Origin of the sequence: [Acidovorax] ebreus TPSY, from assembly GCF_000022305.1 — a bacterium.
In the GTDB taxonomy this organism is placed as follows: Bacteria; Pseudomonadota; Gammaproteobacteria; order Burkholderiales; family Burkholderiaceae_C; genus Diaphorobacter; species Diaphorobacter nitroreducens.
The window spans coordinates 2,279,058-2,299,062 of sequence record NC_011992.1 but is presented as its reverse complement, the minus strand read 5'-3'; the positions used below and the strand labels follow the sequence as shown (position 1 = coordinate 2,299,062).

21 protein-coding genes and 3 pseudogenes are annotated in these 20,005 nt (G+C 62.9%); 12 read left to right on the top strand and 12 right to left on the bottom strand.

From position 1 onward, the window contains the following. Window positions 1–272 precede the first annotated feature (272 nt). Window positions 273–2,204, top strand: coding sequence for a cytochrome c/FTR1 family iron permease (locus DTPSY_RS10790; RefSeq protein ID WP_015913617.1), 1,932 nt, complete (start codon window positions 273–275; stop codon window positions 2,202–2,204). Window positions 2,205–2,234: 30 nt separating this feature from the next. Here the strand turns inward: DTPSY_RS10790 and DTPSY_RS10785 are convergent, their stop codons facing one another. Then, on the bottom strand, window positions 2,235–2,858 hold the full coding sequence (locus tag DTPSY_RS10785) for a cation efflux transmembrane domain-containing protein (protein ID WP_015913616.1): 624 nt from the start codon (window positions 2,856–2,858) through the stop codon (window positions 2,235–2,237). Between DTPSY_RS10785 and DTPSY_RS18675 the strand changes: the two genes are divergently transcribed. Further along, window positions 2,857–3,144, top strand: a complete 288-nt coding sequence (locus DTPSY_RS18675) for a DUF3703 domain-containing protein (RefSeq protein WP_041838866.1) — start codon at window positions 2,857–2,859, stop codon at window positions 3,142–3,144. The two genes, DTPSY_RS10785 and DTPSY_RS18675, sit on opposite strands and share 2 nt — an antisense overlap. 12 nt (window positions 3,145–3,156) lie before the next feature. On the opposite strand, the gene cadR is transcribed toward DTPSY_RS18675, so the two are convergent. Further along, window positions 3,157–3,555: a Cd(II)/Pb(II)-responsive transcriptional regulator gene (gene cadR, locus DTPSY_RS10775; protein ID WP_015913615.1), complete on the bottom strand. Its 399-nt coding sequence runs from the start codon at window positions 3,553–3,555 to the stop codon at window positions 3,157–3,159. Between the two features lie 92 nt (window positions 3,556–3,647). Here cadR and DTPSY_RS10770 point away from each other — a divergent pair, with 92 nt between their 5' ends. The 4 genes from DTPSY_RS10770 to DTPSY_RS10755 all read left to right on the top strand — a co-directional run bounded on the left by DTPSY_RS10770 (window position 3,648) and on the right by DTPSY_RS10755 (window position 8,943). Beyond that, window positions 3,648–6,566, top strand: a complete 2,919-nt coding sequence (locus tag DTPSY_RS10770) for a heavy metal translocating P-type ATPase (protein WP_015913614.1) — start codon at window positions 3,648–3,650, stop codon at window positions 6,564–6,566. Window positions 6,567–6,571: 5 nt separating this feature from the next. Next, entirely contained in the window at window positions 6,572–7,186 is a 615-nt protein-coding gene (locus tag DTPSY_RS10765) for a phosphatase PAP2 family protein (protein ID WP_049760605.1), read from the top strand. Between the two features lie 76 nt (window positions 7,187–7,262). Continuing rightward, complete coding sequence (gene lspA, locus DTPSY_RS10760) at window positions 7,263–7,739, top strand: signal peptidase II (RefSeq protein WP_041838865.1); 477 nt, start codon at window positions 7,263–7,265, stop codon at window positions 7,737–7,739. 4 nt (window positions 7,740–7,743) lie between these two features. Next, window positions 7,744–8,943: a glycerate kinase gene (locus tag DTPSY_RS10755; RefSeq protein ID WP_015913611.1), complete on the top strand. Its 1,200-nt coding sequence runs from the start codon at window positions 7,744–7,746 to the stop codon at window positions 8,941–8,943. Window positions 8,944–9,120: 177 nt separating this feature from the next. Here the strand turns inward: DTPSY_RS10755 and DTPSY_RS10750 are convergent, their stop codons facing one another. The 3 genes and pseudogenes from DTPSY_RS10750 to DTPSY_RS18835 form a co-directional block, all read right to left on the bottom strand. Beyond that, window positions 9,121–9,417, bottom strand: a complete 297-nt coding sequence (locus DTPSY_RS10750) for a tyrosine-type recombinase/integrase (protein WP_041838864.1) — start codon at window positions 9,415–9,417, stop codon at window positions 9,121–9,123. Window positions 9,418–9,452: 35 nt separating this feature from the next. Further along, window positions 9,453–9,902 (bottom strand): annotated as a pseudogene (locus tag DTPSY_RS10745) (Tn3 family transposase); the annotation flags it as partial. Between the two features lie 35 nt (window positions 9,903–9,937). Continuing rightward, window positions 9,938–10,537: pseudogene (locus DTPSY_RS18835) on the bottom strand (Mu transposase C-terminal domain-containing protein); the annotation flags it as partial. 218 nt (window positions 10,538–10,755) lie between these two features. Between DTPSY_RS18835 and DTPSY_RS10735 the strand changes: the two are divergent. Genes DTPSY_RS10735 through DTPSY_RS10715 form a run of 6 tightly spaced genes read left to right on the top strand, consistent with a single transcriptional unit; the run spans window position 10,756 to window position 15,570 of the window. Further along, the gene (locus DTPSY_RS10735; protein ID WP_041839034.1) at window positions 10,756–11,133 is read left to right on the top strand and encodes an ArsR/SmtB family transcription factor; all 378 of its coding nucleotides are present in this window, start codon (window positions 10,756–10,758) and stop codon (window positions 11,131–11,133) included. Then, entirely contained in the window at window positions 11,130–11,609 is a 480-nt protein-coding gene (locus tag DTPSY_RS18115; protein WP_015913610.1) for an arsenate reductase ArsC, read from the top strand. The genes DTPSY_RS10735 and DTPSY_RS18115 overlap by 4 nt, the downstream gene beginning before the upstream one ends. A gap of 39 nt (window positions 11,610–11,648) precedes the next feature. Beyond that, window positions 11,649–12,017, top strand: coding sequence for an arsenite efflux transporter metallochaperone ArsD (gene arsD / locus DTPSY_RS10730; RefSeq protein WP_015913609.1), 369 nt, complete (start codon window positions 11,649–11,651; stop codon window positions 12,015–12,017). Window positions 12,018–12,037: 20 nt separating this feature from the next. Further along, on the top strand, window positions 12,038–13,798 hold the full coding sequence (gene arsA / locus DTPSY_RS10725) for an arsenical pump-driving ATPase (RefSeq protein WP_187148619.1): 1,761 nt from the start codon (window positions 12,038–12,040) through the stop codon (window positions 13,796–13,798). A gap of 28 nt (window positions 13,799–13,826) precedes the next feature. Then, the gene (locus DTPSY_RS10720; RefSeq protein WP_015913607.1) at window positions 13,827–14,282 is read left to right on the top strand and encodes a CBS domain-containing protein; all 456 of its coding nucleotides are present in this window, start codon (window positions 13,827–13,829) and stop codon (window positions 14,280–14,282) included. 1 nt (window position 14,283) lies between these two features. After that, entirely contained in the window at window positions 14,284–15,570 is a 1,287-nt protein-coding gene (locus DTPSY_RS10715) for an arsenic transporter (RefSeq protein WP_015913606.1), read from the top strand. An 84-nt stretch (window positions 15,571–15,654) separates the two neighbouring features. Here DTPSY_RS10715 and DTPSY_RS10710 read toward each other — a convergent pair. From DTPSY_RS10710 to DTPSY_RS10680, 7 genes and pseudogenes are all read right to left on the bottom strand, one after another. Then, window positions 15,655–16,488 (bottom strand): annotated as a pseudogene (locus DTPSY_RS10710) (IS30 family transposase); the annotation flags it as partial. Between the two features lie 41 nt (window positions 16,489–16,529). Further along, on the bottom strand, window positions 16,530–16,766 hold the full coding sequence (gene merE, locus DTPSY_RS10705; RefSeq protein ID WP_000993386.1) for a broad-spectrum mercury transporter MerE: 237 nt from the start codon (window positions 16,764–16,766) through the stop codon (window positions 16,530–16,532). Next, window positions 16,763–17,125: a mercury resistance co-regulator MerD gene (gene merD / locus DTPSY_RS10700; protein WP_001277456.1), complete on the bottom strand. Its 363-nt coding sequence runs from the start codon at window positions 17,123–17,125 to the stop codon at window positions 16,763–16,765. Before merD ends, merE begins: the two co-directional genes overlap by 4 nt. Before the next feature lie 17 nt (window positions 17,126–17,142). After that, window positions 17,143–18,837 carry a mercury(II) reductase gene (gene merA, locus DTPSY_RS10695; protein WP_015913604.1) on the bottom strand — a complete coding sequence of 565 codons (1,695 nt, stop codon included), beginning with the start codon at window positions 18,835–18,837 and terminating at the stop codon, window positions 17,143–17,145. Window positions 18,838–18,888: 51 nt separating this feature from the next. After that, complete coding sequence (gene merC / locus DTPSY_RS10690; protein ID WP_000082530.1) at window positions 18,889–19,350, bottom strand: organomercurial transporter MerC; 462 nt, start codon at window positions 19,348–19,350, stop codon at window positions 18,889–18,891. Continuing rightward, a complete protein-coding gene (gene merP / locus DTPSY_RS10685; RefSeq protein WP_000732292.1) occupies window positions 19,347–19,622 on the bottom strand; it encodes a mercury resistance system periplasmic binding protein MerP in 276 nt (91 codons plus the stop codon). The genes merC and merP overlap by 4 nt, the downstream gene beginning before the upstream one ends. A gap of 13 nt (window positions 19,623–19,635) precedes the next feature. After that, window positions 19,636–19,986: a mercuric transport protein MerT gene (locus DTPSY_RS10680; protein ID WP_001294663.1), complete on the bottom strand. Its 351-nt coding sequence runs from the start codon at window positions 19,984–19,986 to the stop codon at window positions 19,636–19,638. Window positions 19,987–20,005 lie beyond the last annotated feature (19 nt).

Sequence of the window (20,005 nt, the reverse complement as noted above, 5' to 3'; positions counted from 1 at the left end):
AGGCGATCGACGTGGCGGCAACGCGTGCCCTTCTCGGGTCGGTAAAAGCGCAGATCTCTCCAATTTCGGTGGACGACTGCAAATCCTTGAGCGTCGACGTTCGAGGAGGGTCAGATCGCGCAAAGCCCGCAGGTCGGCCTCGACCTGAACACGCAGCCTAGCCGATCGAAGACCTGCTCGCCGAACGGAAAGTGGGCACTCCCAGCACGCGGCCCGAATCATGGCCCGATGAGCGAAAATGGTTATCGTTCTTATTTGTGGCGGACTGAAGAATGAAGCGCTTGCTATTGATTCTGTGGATTGGACTGTGTTTTTTGGGCTCTGCCACCGCGCAGACCCCCCCTGCTGGAACCGAGGAAGGACCGCGCCAGCTATGGCAGCTCCTGGACTATGTCGCCGTGGACTACGGTGGCGCGGTCGACAAGGGCGCCGTCATCAGTGAGTCGGAATATGCGGAAATGCGAGATTTCACCGCGAATGCGGTGACCCAGGCGCGCAGCCTTCCTGCGCATGCCTCCAAGGACACGGTAGTCGCAGCTGCCACCAAACTGCAGGCGGCCGTCTCCAGCAAGGCAGATGGCACAGAGGTCGCGCGGCTGGCCCATGAAGCGGAAGCGCTGCTGGTGGCCGCCTACCCCATTCCCGTGGCACCGAAGTCCTTGCCAGACCTCAAGCGAGGCGCGGCGCTCTTCCAAGCCCAGTGCGCATCCTGTCACGGCACGGCCGGCGCAGGCGACGGACCGCTCGCAGCCAAAATGGAGCCACCGCCCATCGCCTTCACGGACCGGGAACGTGCCCGCTCGCGAAGCCTCATGGCGCTCTATCAAGTCGTCTCCCAGGGTGTTGCCGGCACGGCGATGCCAAGTTTTGCTGGGCTGCCCGATGAAGACCGCTGGGCGCTCGCGTTCTTTGCCGGCACGCTTTCACATGACGTCGGCATGCGCGAACGAGGCGAGCAGCTGTGGAAACGTGATGCCTCGGCTCGCAAGGAATTTGCCGACCTGGCCGCGGTGACCACGGTCACCGAGGCTGCAGCGGCTGGCCGAATCGGCCCCGATGCGGCCCGTGATCTGACGGCCTTCCTGCGAAGCCAACCTGGGGCGGCGTCCGCGGCGGGAAACGCCGGTGGGTTGACCCTTTCCCGCACGCGCCTTGACGAGAGCCTGGCCGCAATTCGCAAAGGCGACAAGCCGGCGGCCACACGGCTGGCGCTCTCCGCCTATCTTGATGGCTTTGAGCCGCTGGAGCCCTCGCTTGGCGCGCGCAACAAGGCGCTCCTGACAGAGGTGGAGAACGGCATGCTGGCCTATCGCTCGGCGATCTCCAACGGCACGCTGGCCCAAGCCGAAACCGCAGCTCAGAAGCTGGACTATCTCTTTGCCGAGGTGGAAAAGGAACTCGGTGGCGAATCGGCGGCACCGCTCACCACCTTCCTGGGCTCGCTGACGATCCTGCTGAGGGAAGGGCTTGAGGCGCTGCTGATCGTCGTCGGCATGGTGGCCTTCCTGAAAAAGGCCGATCGGCCGGACGTCTTGCGCTACGTGCACGGCGGCTGGATCGTGGCCCTGGCCGCCGGCGGGCTGACCTGGACCGTGGCCACCTATTTCGTGAACATCAGTGGGGCGAGCCGTGAGGTGACCGAAGGGCTCTCGTCGCTCTTCGCTGCACTCGTGTTGCTGAGCGTGGGCTTGTGGATGCACCAGAAGAGCACCGCCGGCCGTTGGCAGGCCTACCTCAAGGACAAGCTGTCCTCGGCCATGTCGAAGCGCTCGGCGTGGGCCCTTTTCGGCCTTTCGTTCATTGCGGTCTACCGCGAGGTCTTCGAGACGGTGCTCTTCTACTCGGCGCTGTCGGCCGATGGAAATGGCGATGCGCTGTTGGGCGGTCTCGGCCTGGGCGTCGCGCTCCTGGCGGTCCTCGCCTGGGTGATGCTGAGAACAAGCGCCCGGATGCCGATCGGGAAGTTCTTCAGCATCAGCTCGATCCTGGTCGCTGTGCTCGCCGTGGTCCTGGCCGGTAAGGGCGTCGCGGGGCTGCAGGAAGCTGGCTGGCTGGGCGCCAGTCCGATCATGGCGCCCCGGATCGAATTGCTGGGCATGTACCCGTCGACCGAGACCGTGGTGGCGCAGCTCGTCGTTCTGCTGATCGCAGTGTCGGGTTTCGCGTTGAACGCATACAGAGGCCGGCGGTTGCAGCCGGCGTGACCTTCGGGTGGCGCAGGGCGACGGCTGACCTCATGCGCTGGCACTGCGCCGAGCCGTTTGCGATGCCTCGCGCAAGATTTCCCGGCCGCCGTTCGCAGCGATCCCGGCAACGATGACGCCCAGCACCAGGTCCGGGATGTTCGATCCGAGCCACATGACCAGCACTCCGGACAGCACAATCGCGCCATTGACGATGGAGTCGTTGTTGGTGAAGATTGCCGACGCTTGGAAGTTCACATCCTCGCCGCGATGGCGGCGCAGCAGTCTGAGGCACACCAGGTTCAAGGCCGCGTTCAGCGCGGCCATCGCCATCATGGCTGGGCCGACAGGCTCTTCCCCTCCAGCGAAGCGGCGCAGGACGTCCAACAGCAGCAGTGCGGCCAGGCCGATGAGCAAAAAGCCCGACAGCCGCGCCGCCCTCACCTTGACCATTGCCGCGCGGCCGACCGCGTACAGGCTGACCGCATAGACCGAAGCGTCGGCAAGGTTGTCCAGCCCGGCCCCCATCAGCGCGGTCGAGGCGGCCCACATGCCGAAGCCGATGCCCGCGGCGGACTGACCCAGGTTGATCAGCAACACGGCCCGCAAGATCTTGCGATCCGCTTCATTGCTTGCATCCAGGCGGTCGAGGTCGTCGTTCTCGTTTTCAGCCATGAGTTGTTTCCGTTACCCGCTGATCTTTGGCACCACCGCCGCAGTGCTCTTCGGCGGGCTTGCTGCCGGCTGGCCCTATTTTCCGACGGTGCCACTCACGGTGGCTGCCGCGCTGGCTTGGAGGATGAGCAACGTTGCGGCGCAGGTCGTGCGGCTCGCTCTGGCTCCACTGGGCCACTCCCTCGGCAGTACCCCGCCTCAAAACGTCGGAACCGGGCGCTATGGCGTGATGGAGCGCGGCACGTGGCCTCCGGAGCTCGACCCGATCACTTTCCAGCGCCGATGACCCGCTCGAGCTTCAGGCGGGCTCGGCCAAGCTGTTGAGAATGCCGCACTCGCGGGAGGTTCGGGCGCTGTCGCAGGAGCGCCGCAGATCCATCAGCTCGCGCTCGAGCTCGCGCAATTCCTTCATCTTGGCCCGGACCTGGGCGATGTGGGAATCGACCAACGCATTCACCTCGCCGCAGTCCAGCTCCGGCCGGTCCCGGAAGTTCAGCAGCTGTCGAATCTCATCCAGCGTCATGTCCTTGGCCCGGCAGCGGCGGATGAACAGCAGGCGCTGCAAATGAACTTCATCGTAGAGCCTGAAGTTGCCCACGCTGCGTGCAGGCTCGGGCAACAGGCCTTCCGACTCGTAGAAGCGCACGGTCTGCACCGGGCAATCCGCCTTTTCGCCCAATTCACCGATCCGCATCATGGTTGCTCCTCCGGAAAAGCTTGACTCTATACCTACTAGAGGTTGTCCAATGATGGCATCCGGGGGAAAGCCCTGTCAATGAAGCGCGATCTATGAACAAAGAACCTTCCAACGCATGCGGCTGCTCTGGCGGCAATGGCCAAAAGACGGGCTGCGCCACAGAGCAGGCCAACACCGAGACCACTGTTTTCCACGTGAGTAACATGGATTGCCGCAATGAGGAAGCGCTGGTGCGGCGAACGCTCGAGGGCACGCCCGGTATCGAGCGTCTGCAATTCGATCTTCCAAAGCGTCTGCTGACCGTCTCGCACCGCGAGGTCTCGGCCGATGCCTTGGAGCAAGCGTTGAACTCGGTCGGCATGAAGGCTCAAGCTCTGCGTGATGCCGCCGTGCTGACGACCTATCGCATCGAGAACATGGACTGCCCGAGCGAGGAGAAACTCATTCGTTCGCACCTCGGGACAGTCGAGGGAATCCAGGACCTCGACTTCGACCTCGCCGAGCGCACCCTGTCAGTAAAGCACCTCGCTCAAGCGCGAGAGCAGATGGAGCAGGTGCTGGCTTCGATCGGCATGCGCGCCAAGGAGCAGACGGCAAGCCAAACAGGGCCCGCTACCGCTGCCCCTGCGGCTGCGGTTGAACCGGCGGTCTTGCAAGACCAGCCGGCGCCCCCGGTCTCCACTCCGCCGGCCGGCGAGCGCGTGACGTACCGGATCGAGAACATGGATTGCCCGACGGAAGAAGCGCTGATCCGCAACCGACTGGGCAAGGAGCCGGGCGTGACCGCACTGGACTTCAATCTGATGCAACGCGTGCTGGGTGTCCAGCACACGCTGGCCTCCACGGCGCCGATCGAGAAGGCGCTGGCTTCCATCGGGATGCGCGCCTCGCGGCAAGACCTCCAGGCGGTCACCACCGTGCTGCACATTGCCAAGATGGACTGCCCGACTGAAGAGGGCCTGATCCGCGGCAAGCTGCAAAGCATGCCGGGCGTGCAGGGCATGGATTTCAATCTGATGCAGCGCACGCTCACCGTCCGGCACACGCCTGACGCAATCAAGCCCGCGGTCGAGGCTATCGAATCGCTGGGCATGGAAACGAAGGTGCAGACAACCGACGAACCGCACGACCCCCAGGCGCCCGCGCAGAAGACCAACTGGTGGCCAATGGCGGTTTCGGGCGTTGCGGCGGTGGCGGCTGAAGGCGTGTACTGGGTCAACGACGGCAACCACTGGGCCGTGATCGCCTTGGCACTGGTGTCGATCTTCACGGGCGGCCTCAGCACCTACAAGAAGGGCTGGATCGCGCTGAAGAACCGCAACCTGAACATGAACGCCCTGATGTCCATCGCGGTCACGGGCGGCATGGCGATCGGCCACTGGCCGGAGGCCGCCATGGTCATGTTCCTGTTCGCATTGGCGGAGGTGATCGAGGCGAAGTCGCTGGACCGCGCCCGCAATGCCATTCGCGGGTTGATGGACCTGGCCCCCGAGACCGCGACCGTGCGGCAGGCTGACGGCTCGTGGATCGAAACGCCGGCCAAGGAGGTCATGCAGGGTGCGGTGGTCCGCGTGCGACCTGGTGAACGCATCGCACTGGACGGCCAGATCACCGCGGGTCGATCCGCCATCAACCAGGCGCCCATCACTGGCGAGAGCCTGCCCGTCGAGAAAACCGAGGGTGACCAGGTGTTCGCGGGAACCATCAACGAGACCGGCTCTTTCGAGTACAAGGTTACCGCAGGCGCCGGCGATTCAACGCTCGCGCGCATCATCCATGCGGTGGAATCCGCGCAGGGCAGCCGCGCGCCCACGCAGCGCTTCGTCGACCAGTTCGCCCGCGTCTACACGCCGGCCGTGTTCGCGGTGGCCGTACTGGTCGCCGTCGTTCCACCGCTCGCCTTCGGCGGCGCCTGGTTCGACTGGGTCTACAAGGCGCTCGTGCTGCTGGTGATCGCTTGCCCCTGCGCTCTGGTCATCTCCACGCCTGTCACCATCGTCAGCGGCCTGGCCGCCGCCGCCCGGCGCGGCATCCTGATCAAGGGGGGCGTCTACCTGGAGGGCGGGCGCAAGCTCAAGGCACTCGCATTGGACAAGACCGGCACGCTCACGCACGGCAAGCCCGAGCAGACCGACTTCGTGCCCCTGATCGGTGAGGCGCAGGAAGTTGCTGCCTGGGCGGCAAGTCTTGCCGCGCGCTCGGACCATCCGGTGTCCAAGGCCATCGCCCGCAAGGCAAGCCGGGACGGCATTGCGCTGCACGAGGTCGGCGACTTCGCGGCGGTGCCAGGCCGAGGCGTGCGCGGCCGCATCGCCGGGCGCATGCTGCACATGGGCAACCACAGACTCGCCCAGGAGCTGGGCCTGAGCGAAGCGGCGCTCCAGGCTCGGCTGGAGACCCTGGAGCGCCAAGGCAAGACAGCGATCCTGCTCATGGACGATGCGACCGTGCTCGGCATTTTCGCAGTGGCCGACACTGTGAAGGAAAGCAGCCGTGCGGCGGTGGCCGACCTGCAGGCACTGGGCGTCCGCACGCTGATGCTGACAGGGGACAACCAGCACACGGCCGCAGCCATCGCCGCCCAGATCGGAATCTCTGAAGCCCGTGGCGACCAGTTGCCCGAGGACAAGCTCAAGACCATCGAGGGACTGGTCGGCGGTGAAGGTCAAGTCGGCATGGTGGGAGACGGCATCAACGATTCGCCGGCACTCGCCCGAGCCGACATTGGCTTTGCCATGGGCGCGGCCGGCACCGACACCGCCATCGAAACGGCCGACGTCGCGCTGATGGACGATGACCTGCGCAAGATTCCGACGTTCATCCGCCTGTCGCGCAGCACCGCGGCAATCCTCACGCAGAACATCGTCTTGGCCCTGGGTATCAAGGCGGTGTTCCTCGCGTTGACGTTCACGGGGCATGCCACCATGTGGATGGCTGTGTTCGCGGACATGGGGGCGAGCTTGCTGGTGGTTTTCAATGGCCTGAGGCTGCTCAAGACCCAGAAGGCCTGATCCGAGTGCACGCGACATTGATCTCTGCTGCGTGGCTCAAGCAGTGGCTCTACGACTGGGGTGGAGCGAACCTGAACCTGTTCATGTTTTTGAATCAGGCCGTCCCCGATCAGCTGCTATGGCTGCCTGAAGGTTTGAGCTGGGTGGGCAGCTATTGGGGTGCTCCGGCGATCGCCGCCGTCCTTCTTGTCTGGCGCCGAAGCCAAGCGCCAGATGCAACCCGTTCCGCGGACTTGGCCTTGCGAAGGTTTGTTTTCGGCCTGGTGCTCGCGATGTCTTCGGCCGCTCTCCTGAAAGCGGCATTCGCATTTCCGCGTCCTGCGGTGGTCCTGGGTGAAGGCGTTTTTCGAATCATCGGGATGCCGGACAGTCGCTATTCCTTTCCAAGCGGTCATTCCACCTATGTGGCCGTTCTGGCCGCGGCGATCTGGCCGGTCGCTGCCTGGCCCGGCCGAATCGGGCTTCTGGCTTTCGCGATCGCTGTCGGTTGGTCGCGCATCGCGCTTGGCGCGCACTTCCCCGCGGATGTCGTTGCCAGCTTCGTCTTGGGCTGGGCATGCGTTGAGGTCTCGGCCGCCCTGATCTGGCTCCTTGTACCTCGCGCGAGAGCGACTCGGTGACCGCGGGAGGAGGTCGCTCGGCAACCCTTGAACGAGCGGCCCAGCGTGATTGGCCTGCACGAATGAAGAAGAACTGATGCACTACACGCATTCAACCCACTGGTACTACCTGGCATTTGTCGTGTTTGCGAGTGACCAAGCCATCAAGAGCTACATCGACATGACCACACCTCTGGGTTGGTCCCATGAGGTGACCTCCTTTTTCAATTTGGTCCACGTCCTGAACCCCGGGGCGGCATTCAGCTTTCTGGCGCGCGCCGGTGGTTGGCAACGATGGCTTCTGCTCGCGGTCGCTGTTGGTGCCGCGATATGGCTCGTCTGGCTGCTGGCAAGGCCGGCGCGACGGCTAGAGGCGTTGGCTTACAGCCTCATTCTCGGCGGCGCGGTGGGCAATGCCTTCGATCGGGCTATTCGCGGACAGGTCATTGACTATCTCGATTTCCACCTGCGTCAATGGCACTGGCCGGCGTTCAACGTTGCTGACATGGCGATCGTGGGAGGTGCGATAAGCCTGATCGTCGCGTCATTCTCCAGGCCTGCTGGCCAGCAGTGAACACATGACCGCCGAAGCAAGGCGAAACAACCTGCATCCGCGAATCCTGCTTGCACCCTGCGGCTTCAAGGAGAACCTGAGCGTAGCTGAATTGATCGAGAGTATGGCGCGTGGAGTCAAAGCGGCCGCCCCCGACGCCGAGATCCTACGGGCGCCCATGGCAGATGGCGGCGAAGGTTTTGCTCAGACGCTCGCGCAGCTGACTGGTGGTTGTCTGCATCCGGTGCAAGTAACTGGTCCTGTGGGCCAGCCGCTGCAGGCGCATCTCGGTCTGCTCGGCGGAGCCCATGTTGGAACTGTGGCGATTGAGATCGCGGCGGCTGCAGGTCTGCGGCACGTGCCTGTGGGCCAGCGAGATCCTCTTCGGACCACCAGTTACGGGGTCGGCGAGCTGGTGCGCGAAGCCTTGGATCTGGGTGCCCAGCGATTGCTCATCGGTTGCGGCGACAGCGGCGTAAACGACGGTGGTGCCGGTCTTGCCCAAGCGCTAGGCATCAGGCTTTCTGATCGCAGAGGGCGAGCCATCGGACGAGGCTGCGGAGCATTGGACGGCCTCGCTCATATTGACCTCTCCGGGCGCGACCCACGCCTCGGCGATGTCAGCATCGACGTCGCAGTGAACTGGGACAACGTGCTGCTGGGACGACGCGGAGTTTCGCGCGTTTTCGGCCCGCAGAAGGGCGCGTCGCCCAAAGATCTTGCCGCATTGGAGACTGGTCTCAGGACCCTTGCAGCAGTCATTCGACGCGATCTCGCGATCGACGTTCGCACGATGCAAGGGGGAGGTGCATCAGGGGGTCTGGGTGCAGGGCTGCACGCATTTCTGGGGGCACGCCTCTGTCCCCGATTCGCGATTCTTTCGCGCTTCTTGGACTTTGACGCACTCCTCGAGCGCGCCGATCTCGTATTGACCGCCGAAGGACGCATCGATGGACTCACATCCTTCGGCAAGCTGCCGGCGGAGGTGGCGCGCCGTGCGAAACAGGCCGGCATTCCCGTCGTTGCGATCGTTGGGTCCGTTGGACATGGAGCAAACACAATGCACGAAATCGGCATCGACGCCTACTTCAGTATTGTCGACGGGCCCGGTACGATGGCCGACGCAATGTCGAGGGCACCTGAATTGGTAGCGAGTGCTACAGAGCAAGTCGTTCGCTTAGCGTTGCTTGACTGCCAATCCACGCGCAAGCGTAAACGAGAATAGTGCGATGAGACTGCGCGTCAGAACCCGCGGGTCCGCTTCAAATAGATGGAGGGCCTACCGCTCCGCGAGTCCGATGCGCGGTCTGATGGAGGTCCATGGGATGGGTGTGTTCTACACAGTTCGCCGGACAGCGACTCAAATGTGTGAGGAATGCCCGGAAGTCACGAGGGCTTGCGTTCATGGCGAACGCCAACCGACCCGATGCCCGGCCGCCGTCGCATCATGACGAGCATCGTCCTCGGTGTGCAGATAGATGCTGGTCGTGCTGATGTTGGCATGGCCCAGGTTGTCGCGAACCACTTTCAGGTCGACTTTCTCGCTCAGATGGCTTCCGGCAGTGTGGCGAATCCAGTGCGTGGAGGCCTGCGCGAGGTGGGATGCGGCCGCGTCGAAGTCAGAGCCACGTTGCCGCAGTGCGGCCGCGGCAGCATGCATCACCCCTTTGACGAGCTCGTGAATGGCGCTTCGTGCCATCGGGGGTCGTCTCAGAAAACGGAAAATAAAGCACGCTAAGCCGGTTGCAGAGGCCGTAGCGGCCTGAACTTCCCCGCGCCGATCTTGGCGCTGCTGCGCCATAGGTAATCACCGGTCAGGTTGATGTGCTCCCAGCCGAGTGGCGACAGGTACTGCAATAGCGAGTCATCGACGGCATGACCATTGCCGCGCAACGCATGCGCCGCACGCTCCAGGTAGACCGTGTTCCACAGCACGATGGCCGCCGTCACCAGGTTGAGGCCGCTGGCCCGGTAGCGCTGCTGCTCGAAACTGCGGTCACGGATTTCACCAAGGCGGTTGAAGAACACGGCACGGGCCAGCGCATTGCGCGCCTCGCCCTTGTTCAGCCCGGCATGCACGCGGCGGCGTAGCTCGACGCTTTGCAGCCAGTCGAGGATGAACAGCGTGCGCTCGATGCGGCCCAACTCGCGCAGCGCGACGGCCAAGCCGTTCTGGCGCGGGTAAACACGTCGATGGCGATGGTCAGATACGGACGGCCAATCGGTTGCCGGTCGCGCTCGTCCACCACGATCAGGTCGATGACCGTGTGATCAATCTGCACTTGTTCCAGTGGCGCGGTCACGGCGGGAGGCTCACCACCGACACCTTGCAGGCTGCGGGACGCATCCTGACCTTCCCGGCGGCGAGTGGCCTTGAGCGGATCGAGGCCGGCGATCCGCAGAGCCACGGTGTTGCGCGCCGGCGCCCGCAGCTTTTGCGCTTTGCAAGCCTGCGCGACCTCGCGGTGGAACGCTGCCAGGCTACGCTTCTGCTTGGTCAGGAAGCGCTTTTGCAGCAACTCGCGGATGATGCGCTCAACTGATTCCGGCAAGCGTCCCTTGCCTTTTCCGCCGCCGGATCGGCTGCGAGCCAGGTCCGTCACAAGCCCAGCACCTTGCCGGGCACGGCGGATTAGGACATACACCTGCCGCCTGGACAGGCCAAGCGCGTGAGCAGCGGCATCGGCGGCTTCATGCCCGACCACATCAAGCGCTGCCAGCGGCCCGATGATTTCCGCCCGTTGCCGGGCCTGCGCCCAAGCCGCATCGGGCAGGGTGGCCACGCCTTGCTCGGCAATCAATGATGTGTCTGACGCCATGCTCACACCTCGCTTTGGTGCACACGAGTATTGAGCATAGTCGAGATTGGTGCAGATGACTTCTGATATTGCGTTGTCAGGAGTCGCCTGCACATCTGGCGTTACGCCCCGTCAATTGGTGCAGTCGTCTTCTGAAAATGACAATCAGGTTAGGGTATAGCCTAATCGGACACGACGACATGATTGCATCGTTTTGATAGTTGTAGTATTATTTGAACGTGAAAAAACAAGCCGCAACATCGATCTTCGAATCCCTCTCCTCGGGCCTGCGCTTGGATGTGTTCAGGCTGTTGGTCAAGAAGGGGCCGGACGGCATGGTGGCAGGCGAGATTGCTAACGCGCTGGACATACCGCCGGCCAACCTCTCCTTTCACCTCAAGGCGCTGTCACAAGCTCGCTTGGTGACGGTTGAGCAGGAGGGTCGCTTCCAACGTTACCGAGCGGACATCCCGTTAATGTTGGATTTGATCGCGTACCTCACCGAAGAATGCTGTTCGGGTAGCCCCGATCAATGCCTTGAACTGCGTACCGCCTCGAAGTATTCCGAGGAACTCTTGCCGCCCCTGTCACCCACTCCAACGAAAGCGACAACATGAATATTCTGTTTCTTTGTACCGGTAACTCCTGCCGTTCCATCCTGGCGGAAGCGACCTTCAACCACTTGGCTCCGACAGGCTGGAAAGCGATGAGTGCGGGAAGTCAGCCGACCGGGACGGTCCATCCGCGTTCCCTGGCGCTCCTGACACATGAAGGTATCGACACGGGCGGACTGCACAGCAAATCATGGGACAACCTGCCGCTGGCCCCGGATGTGGTCATCACTGTGTGCGCAAATGCCGCCGGGGAAACCTGCCCGGCTTATCTTGGTCCGGTACTGCGTGCGCATTGGGGTGTTGACGATCCCGCTCATGCCACAGGGACCGAAGCGGAAATCGAAGCCGCGTTCACGACGGCCTACCGTATCTTGCGGCGTCGCATCGAAGCCTTCCTCGCGCTGCCGTTGGCGCAACTTGCGCACGACCGGACACGCTTGAAGGCGGAACTGGATCGGATTGGGGCGCTTTCGGCGTAGTTTTTTGACTGATATTTGAATACTTGATGGAAATTTTAAATGAAGAAGATCGAAGTGTTTGACCCATCGCTGTGTTGCAGCACCGGCGTCTGCGGCGTGGATGTTGACCAAGCCTTGGTGACTTTTGCCGCTGATGTCGATTGGGCGAAGCAGAACGGCGCGCACATCGAGCGCTACAACCTGGCGCAGCAGCCACAGATGTTTGCCGACAATGCGACCGTAAAAGGATTTTTGCAGCGCTCCGGTCAGGATGCGCTGCCACTGATCCTGGTCGATGGTGAAGTGGCCCTCGCGGGGCGTTATCCAAAGCGGGCTGAATTGGCCCTCTGGATCGGCATTGATCAACCGGCAGACGCCGCCAAACCGACGACGGGCGGTTGCTGCTCCGGCCCGCGTGGCTGCTGCTGAACAACATGGAGAAAATGATGATGAAATTCCTGCAACTTCCTTCCCGCTTTCTGTTTTTCACGGGCAAGGGCGGCGTCGGCAAAACCTCGATTGCCTGTGCCACGGCTATTCAATTGGCCGAAGCCGGAAAGCGCGTCCTCCTGGTCAGTACCGACCCGGCATCCAACGTTGGGCAGGTATTTGGTGTTGATATCGGTAATCGCGTCACACCGATTCCGGCGGTTCCACGTCTTTCTGCTCTGGAGATTGATCCCGAGGCAGCGGCCAGCGCCTATCGGGAGCGCCTGGTCGGCCCGGTACGCGGCGTGCTTCCTGATGACGTGGTGAAGGGCATCGAAGAATCGTTGTCCGGCGCGTGCACCACCGAAATCGCCGCATTTGACGAGTTCACCGCACTGCTGACCAACACGGCACTTACGGCTGATTACGAGCACATCATCTTTGATACTGCGCCCACCGGCCACACCATCCGCTTGCTGCAACTGCCGGGCGCGTGGAGTGGTTTCCTGGAAGCTGGCAAGGGTGATGCCTCGTGCCTCGGCCCGCTGGCCGGTCTGGAAAAGCAGCGGAACCAGTACAAGGCGGCTGTTGAAGCCTTGGCCGATCCGCTGCACACCCGTCTGGTGCTGGTCGCTCGCGCCCAGCAGGCGACCTTGCGCGAGGTAGCCCGAACCCACGAAGAACTGGCAGCCATAGGCCTCAAACAGCAACATCTCGTCATCAACGGCATCCTGCCGCACGTCGAAGCCGCTACCGACCCGCTGGCCGCAGCAATCCACGAACGGGAACAAACGGCGCTGAAGAACATCCCGACTACGTTGACTGCGCTTCCGCGTGATCATGTAGAACTCAAGCCCTTCAATCTCGTCGGCCTTGAAGCACTGCGGCAGTTGCTGACCGACCTTCCTCCACAAGCACCCGCAGCGGTTGATTCCCCGATCGAACTCGACGAGCCCGGCATGGCCGACCTGATCGACGGCATCGCGGCGGATGGACACGGGCTGGTCATGTTGATGGGCAAAGGTGGTGTAGGCAAGACGACCCTGGCGGCCGCCATCGCGGTCGAACTGGCACATCGTGGCTTGCCGGTGCATCTGACGACCTCCGATCCTGCGGCCCATTTGACCGATACCCTGGAAGCCTCGCTCGATAATCTGACCGTGAGCCGGATCGATCCGCACGCCGAGACCGAGCGCTATCGCCAGCACGTGCTGGAAACCCAGGGCGCTCAACTCGATGCCGAAGGCCGCGCGCTGTTGGAAGAGGATTTGCGTTCGCCCTGCACGGAAGAGATTGCGGTCTTCCAGGCGTTCTCCCGCATCATTCGCGAGGCCGGGAAAAAGTTCGTCGTCATGGACACGGCCCCGACCGGGCACACCTTGCTCCTGCTCGACGCGACGGGTGCGTATCACCGCGAAGTGTCACGACAAATGGGCAAGACCGGCATGCACTTCACGACGCCGATGATGCAATTGCAGGATCCGAAACAAACGAAGGTACTCGTCGTCACGCTGGCGGAGACGACGCCGGTACTGGAGGCCGCCAACCTGCAAGCTGATTTGCGCCGTGCCGGGATCGAGCCCTGGGCCTGGATCATCAACACCAGCGTGGCGGCAGCTTCGGCCAAGTCGCCGTTACTGCGTCAGCGTGCGGCCAACGAGCTACGCGAAATCAGCGCTGTGGCGAATCAGCACGCGGACCGTTACGCGGTTGTCCCGCTGCTGAAGGAAGAACCGATCGGTACAGAACGACTGCGTGCGCTCATCCATCCTCAAGCATAAGAGATCGACCATGTTGATCTGAAATTTCATGACGCCCGATCCGGTAACCGTTCAACCTGAGACACCGGTTGACGACATTGCGAGGCTGCTGCTTGCCCATCGTATCAATGGTGTTCCAGTGATCGAAGGCGCTGGTCGGCTGATCGGCGTTGTGACTGCGGAGGACTTGATTCACCGGGGCGCGGACGAACGGCTCGAACCCCGTGAATCGGTCTGGATGGAGAATTTCTGGGTTTCCTTCCTTGGCCCAAAGGGGACGCACCGCGACAAGGCCGAGGGGCGTACTGCCGCAGAGGTAATGACCACGGATGTGCACAGCGTCGCGCCTGCCATGCATCCCTCCGTTGCAGCCCGGCTGATGGTGGTCCATCACTTAACGTCCCTTCCTGTCGTGGAGGATGGGAAAGTGATCGGCGCCATCTCCCGGATTGACCTCTTAAGCCTTCTTAAAGAACTCGAAAACCCGCTAAAAAGAGAGAATTGACATGATTGCTGCCCTATTGATTTTTCTTGCCACTATCGCCTTGGTGATCTGGCAGCCGCGCGGGCTGGGCATTGGCTGGAGTGCGACGCTTGGCGCTGTCGTGGCGTTACTGTCCGGTGTCGTTCACTTCGGTGACATTCCTGTCGTCTGGCAGATCGTCTGGAACGCCACAGCCGCATTCATTGCCATCATCATCATTAGCCTGTTACTCGATGAGGCCGGGTTTTTCGAATGGGCAGCCTTGCACGTCGCACGCTGGGGCGGAGGGAAAGGACGTCTGCTGTTTGCACTGATCATCCTGCTTGGTGCAGCCGTCGCCGCGCTTTTTGCCAACGATGGCGCAGCACTGATTCTCACGCCAATCGTCATGGCCATGTTGTTGGCACTGGGGTTCAGTCCGGCGGCAACGCTCGCCTTCGTCATGGCAGCCGGTTTCATCGCAGATGCCGCCAGCCTGCCGCTTGTCGTATCCAACCTGGTCAACATCGTCTCCGCCGACTTTTTCAATATCGGGTTCAATGATTACGCTGCGGTGATGATTCCGGTGAATATTGTCGCCATCATTGCCTCTCTGGCCGTGCTGTCGATCTATTTCCGCCGCAGCATCCCCGCACGCTACGACGTGAATCAGTTGAAACAGCCGAATGAGGCCATTCGCGATGCGGCTACGTTTCGTTTCGGCTGGGTGGTTCTGGCCCTGCTGCTGGTCGGATTCTTCGGCCTTGAGCCGCTAGGCGTGCCGGTTAGCGCCGTGGCTGCCGCAGGCGCCCTGCTGTTGCTCGTAGTCGCTGCGCGCGGGCATGTCATCAGCACCCGCAAAGTGATCCGTGAAGCGCCTTGGCAAATTGTCGTTTTCTCGCTGGGAATGTATCTCGTGGTCTATGGGTTGCGTAACCAAGGCCTGACCGAGCATATCGCAAGGCTGCTGGATTACTTCGCACAAGGCGGTGTATGGGGGGCCGCCTTTGGAACAGGCTTCCTCACAGCGCTGCTGTCCTCGGCCATGAACAACATGCCTACGGTACTGGTGGGCGCACTATCCATTGATGCCACAAGCGCAACGGGCGTGGTGAAAGACACAATGATCTACGCCAATGTGATTGGTAGTGACCTGGGGCCGAAGATCACCCCCATCGGCTCGCTGGCGACGCTGCTTTGGTTGCATGTGCTGGCGCGTAAGGGAATGACAATCACATGGGGGTATTACTTCAAGGTGGGCGTTGTGCTGACCGTCCCCGTACTCGCGGCGACCCTGGCAGCGCTGGCACTGCGCCTGAGTCTCACTTGATGCGAGCGGAGCGCTGTTTGTGGACATGCAGTATTGGAGGGCGGCCTCAAATCTGAAATGCAACACCCCACCTGGATTGCACTGTCAGTGGATTGTGGCCTGAGCCTGTTCGGCGACACCTTGCACAAGGTCTCGGAAGGCCTGAATGGGGCTGCGCCAGTTGAGGGTTTGGCGGGGTCGGTTGTTCAGCAGGTCAGCAATGGAGTCCAGTGCCTGTTGGTCATGGACCGACAGATCCGTGCCCTTGGGCAGCATCTGGCGCAACAGCCCGTTGGTGTTTTCGCAGGTGCCACGTTGCCAGGGGCTGTGGGGGTCGCAGAAGTACACCCGGATGTTGGTGGCTCGGGCCAGTTCGCGATGCCGGGACATCTCCTTGCCCTGGTCGTTGGCGAGTCCGGCGATGAACGATTGGTCGATCTTGAGCGTGCTGATAGGGCAGCACTTCAAATGTTGCAGACAGGAATAACCCGTCCCGAAGTCATCGACAGCGAAGCGCACGCCGATGGCGCGCAAGGCTTCCAGGGCGGGGAAGATCGCCGGATCACCGAATGCGACCGATTCGGTCAGTTCGATCTCCAGAAGCTCGGCGGGCAGGGCCATATCGGCCAGCACCCGCTTTACCTCGTCGTCGAACGTTGGCCCAACCTGGCTGGCGGACACATTGACGGCAAGACGGAACGGTTGCCATGCCGGTCCTTGCCACTTGTGCATCTGGCGACAGGCCTCGCCCAGCACCCACGCGCCTATTTCCGGCATCAGGCCGAACGACTCGGCCAGCGGCAGGAACTGGCCGGGCGGCAACAGGCCAAGCCTCGGATGCCGCCAGCGCATCAACGCTTCCGCGCCAGCGATCCGGTGATCGCGCAGATCGACCAGCGGCTGGTAATGCAGGTCAAGCTGTCCGCGCGCCGCCGCCTGCGCCAACTCGGCCGCCGTCCATCCGGCGGGCTGCGAACTCGTCATGATCCGCCCCGGAAGGCGCGCAGCAGCCGCGTTACGGCCAGAACGAACAAGCCGGTCAGCGCGAGCGCGGCAACACCCCAATGCTCGCCAAGGAAGGCACCGGCGGTCGTCCCGGCCAGCACGGCGGCGAGAATCGGCAGATGGCAGGGGCAGGTCAACACGGCCAGCGCACCCCACAGGTAGCCGGAAACGGGTTGGCGCGTCTCGGGCGGCAGTTTGTCAGGGGCGTTCACGGCAATGCCTCCTCGTGCGCCCGCTCGGCTGGCATGGAGGCCAGTTGCGCGTCCAGATGGGCCAACGCCGCGCGCCGCCGCTCGACCAACTGGCGCAGCACGGCAAGCTGCGCTGCGGCTTGTGCGCCGTCCGCTGCGTCGAGCGCACGGCACAGCCGCGCCAGGGCATCCAGGCCGATACCCGCCTCGAAGGCCGCGCGCACGAAGCACAGCCGTTGCAAGGCCGCATCGTCGAACACGCCGTAGCCGCCCGTGGTGCAGGCCACCGGCCGTAACAAGCCGCGCACCAGGTAGTCGCGCACGATATGTACGCTCACCCCAGCGTTATGGGCCAGTTGCGATACCGTGTAGGCGCTCATCGCACACCTCCTTGTCCTCACCCGGCGCAGCAGGAAAGCTGCTTCACATCCTTGTTGAAGGTCTGCGCCGCGAGCTTCAACCCTTCGACCATCGTCAGGTAGGGGAACAACTGGTCGGCCAGTTCCTGCACCGTCATCCGGTTGCGAATCGCCAGTGCGGCCGTCTGGATCAGTTCGCCCGCTTCCGGGGCCACTGCCTGCACGCCGATCAGTCGTCCGCTGCCTTCTTCAACCACCAGTTTGATGAAGCCGCGCGTGTCGAAGTTGGCGAGCGCGCGCGGCACGTTGTCCAGCGTTAGCGTGCGACTATCAGTTTTGATGCCGTCATGGTGCGCTTCCGCCTCGCTGTAGCCTACGGTCGCCACTTGCGGGTCGGTGAACACCACGGTCGGCATCGCGGTCAGGTTCAGGGCCGCGTCACCGCCGGTCATGTTGATCGCGGCGCGAGTGCCGGCCGCTGCCGCCACATAGACGAACTGCGGCTGGTCGGTGCAGTCGCCTGCGGCGTAGATGTGTTCCACGCTTGTACGCATGCCGGGGTCGATGACGATAGCGCCTTGCGGGGTGAGCGTGACGCCCGTCGCATCCAGTGCCAGCTTGCGTGTGTTGGGCGCGCGGCCGGTGGCGACCAGCAGCTTGTCGGCGCGCAGTTCGCCGTGCGCCGTGGTGAGCACGAATTCGCCGTCCCCTTCACCATTGATATACGCGACCTGGCTGGCCTGGGTGTGTTCCCTCACCTCGATGCCCTCCATGCGGAATGCGGCCGTGACGGCTTCGCCTATAGCTGGGTCTTCGCGGAAGAACAGCGTGCTGCGAGCCAGGATCGTCACCTTCGCTCCGAGTCGGGCGAACGCCTGCGCCAGCTCCAGCGCCACCACTGATGAGCCAATCACGGCCAGGCGCTTAGGAATCGTCTCGCTGACCAGCGCTTCAGTGGAAGTCCAGTACGGAGTGTCTTTCAGGCCGGGAATCGGCGGCACGGCCGGGCTCGCGCCGGTGGCGATCAGGCAGCGGTCGAATGCCACCACGCGCTCGCCGCCGTCGTTGAGTTGCACGATCAGGTTGCGATTGTCCTTAAAGCGGGCGGAGCCGTGCAGCACAGTGATCGCCGGATTGCCCTCCAAGATGCCTTCGTACTTGGCGTGGCGCAGTTCATCGACGCGGGCCTGCTGCTGGGCCAGCAGCGCCGTGCGCTGGATGGTCGGCGTGGTAGCGGCGATGCCGCCATCGAACGGGCTTTCCCGGCGCAGATGGGCGATATGGGCGGCGCGGATCATGATCTTGGACGGCACACAACCGACATTGACGCAGGTGCCGCCGATGGTGCCGCGCTCGATCAGCGTGACACGTGCGCCTTGCTCGACGGCCTTCAGCGCCGCTGCCATCGCGGCCCCGCCGCTGCCGATGACGGCGATATGCAATGCGCCGCTGCTACCCGTCTTGTCGTTTCTGCCCAGCAGATCGCGCATCTTGTCGAGCAATCCGCCCGGCGTCGAAACTGAGGGGGCATCGGCCAGCGTGGCCCGATAACCGAGTCCAGCTACAGCGGCCGTCAGCGCGTCGGGTGACGTGCCGACCTCAATGGCGAGCTTGGCGCTGCCCTTGGCGTAGGAGACATCCGCTGATTGCACGCCGGGCACTTTCTCCAGGGCGTCCTTGACATGCACTGCGCACGAGTCGCAAGTCATGCCGGTGATTTTGAGAGTGCTCATACCATCGTTCCTTATTCGTGTGGGCCGCCGTGTCGCACGGTCAGCCGTCTTTCACAAGCGCTTGGCGGGGAGTTCGCAGCCGTCCGGTCCGCAACGGCGATGCGCCGGCGACACGAAGTCCCAGATCGACACCCCAATCATCAAGGCCAGGCCGACGTACATCAGGTTCGCCGTCCACCAGTTGCCGAGCAGCCAGACCGTGGCCGCAAACACGATGGCCGGGCCGATCATGCCGAGCAGACTGCGCAGCCATTGCCGATGACTGAACCAACCCAGCGCGTTCGCCAGGAAGGCCAGCGCGGCAAACAGCGGCAGCAGGCGGCTGATGAACAGTCCCTCGTACTGGCTCAAGAAGCCCAGCCCGATGGCCGCGCCGAAGCTGGCGAGGGCTGGAAAGCAGGCGGCGCAGCCCATCGCGGAAACGACGCTGCCGAGCGCGCCGGTTTTATCGGCAATGCGTGTCATCAGTCCCATGAAGCGGCTCTCGCTGTTGTCGTTGGCTTGCTGGCTCACTGCTTGACGCTGGACGGATAGCCGGCGTCTGCGGTGGCCTTGGTCAGCTTCTGTACGCTGGCCTTGGTGTCGTCAAAAGTGACGACGGCCTCGCGCTTCTCGAAGCCCACATCGACCTTGCTCACGCCTTCGACCTTGGAGAGCGCTTTCTTGACTGTGATCGGGCAGGCGGCGCAAGTCATGCCGGGAACCGCTAGCGTGACGGTCTGGGTAGCGGCCCACACCGGGGCAACAGCGGCGGCGAGGGCAAGGGAGGCAAACAGTTTCTTCATGATGAACTCCTGGTTAATAGAAAAATGGAACGACATAGGGAAATCCAAGCGCGACCAGGACCAGCACGGCCACGATCCAGAAAATCAGCTTGTAGGTGGCGCGCACCTGCGGAATCGCGCAGACCTCACCTGGCTTGCATGCCTGCACGGGCCGGTAAATCCGCTTCCAGGCGAAGAACAGCGCCACTAGCGCCGCGCCGATGAACAACGGTCGATAGGGTTCCAGCACCGTCAGGTTGCCGATCCAAGCACCGGAGAAGCCCAGGGCGACCAGTACTAGCGGCCCCAGGCAGCAGGTCGATGCAAGAATGGCGGCCAGCCCGCCGGCGAAGAGCGCACCGCGCCCGTTTTGTGGTTCAGACATACGTTGGCCCTTTTGAATT

Coding starts and splice junctions, on each gene's coding strand:
- DTPSY_RS10680 (WP_001294663.1), bottom strand. CDS start 19,986: ATGTCTGAACCACAAAACGGGCGCGGTGCGCTCTTCGCCGGCGGGCTG.
- cadR (WP_015913615.1), bottom strand. CDS start 3,555: ATGATGCGGATCGGTGAATTGGGCGAAAAGGCGGATTGCCCGGTGCAG.
- DTPSY_RS10785 (WP_015913616.1), bottom strand. CDS start 2,858: ATGGCTGAAAACGAGAACGACGACCTCGACCGCCTGGATGCAAGCAAT.
- DTPSY_RS10750 (WP_041838864.1), bottom strand. CDS start 9,417: ATGGCACGAAGCGCCATTCACGAGCTCGTCAAAGGGGTGATGCATGCT.
- DTPSY_RS10770 (WP_015913614.1), top strand. CDS start 3,648: ATGAACAAAGAACCTTCCAACGCATGCGGCTGCTCTGGCGGCAATGGC.
- DTPSY_RS10720 (WP_015913607.1), top strand. CDS start 13,827: ATGACGCCCGATCCGGTAACCGTTCAACCTGAGACACCGGTTGACGAC.
- DTPSY_RS18115 (WP_015913610.1), top strand. CDS start 11,130: ATGAATATTCTGTTTCTTTGTACCGGTAACTCCTGCCGTTCCATCCTG.
- merD (WP_001277456.1), bottom strand. CDS start 17,125: ATGAGCGCCTACACGGTATCGCAACTGGCCCATAACGCTGGGGTGAGC.
- DTPSY_RS10790 (WP_015913617.1), top strand. CDS start 273: ATGAAGCGCTTGCTATTGATTCTGTGGATTGGACTGTGTTTTTTGGGC.
- merA (WP_015913604.1), bottom strand. CDS start 18,837: ATGAGCACTCTCAAAATCACCGGCATGACTTGCGACTCGTGCGCAGTG.
- arsD (WP_015913609.1), top strand. CDS start 11,649: ATGAAGAAGATCGAAGTGTTTGACCCATCGCTGTGTTGCAGCACCGGC.
- merP (WP_000732292.1), bottom strand. CDS start 19,622: ATGAAGAAACTGTTTGCCTCCCTTGCCCTCGCCGCCGCTGTTGCCCCG.
- DTPSY_RS10715 (WP_015913606.1), top strand. CDS start 14,284: ATGATTGCTGCCCTATTGATTTTTCTTGCCACTATCGCCTTGGTGATC.
- arsA (WP_187148619.1), top strand. CDS start 12,038: ATGAAATTCCTGCAACTTCCTTCCCGCTTTCTGTTTTTCACGGGCAAG.
- DTPSY_RS18675 (WP_041838866.1), top strand. CDS start 2,857: ATGAGTTGTTTCCGTTACCCGCTGATCTTTGGCACCACCGCCGCAGTG.
- DTPSY_RS10755 (WP_015913611.1), top strand. CDS start 7,744: ATGACCGCCGAAGCAAGGCGAAACAACCTGCATCCGCGAATCCTGCTT.
- lspA (WP_041838865.1), top strand. CDS start 7,263: ATGCACTACACGCATTCAACCCACTGGTACTACCTGGCATTTGTCGTG.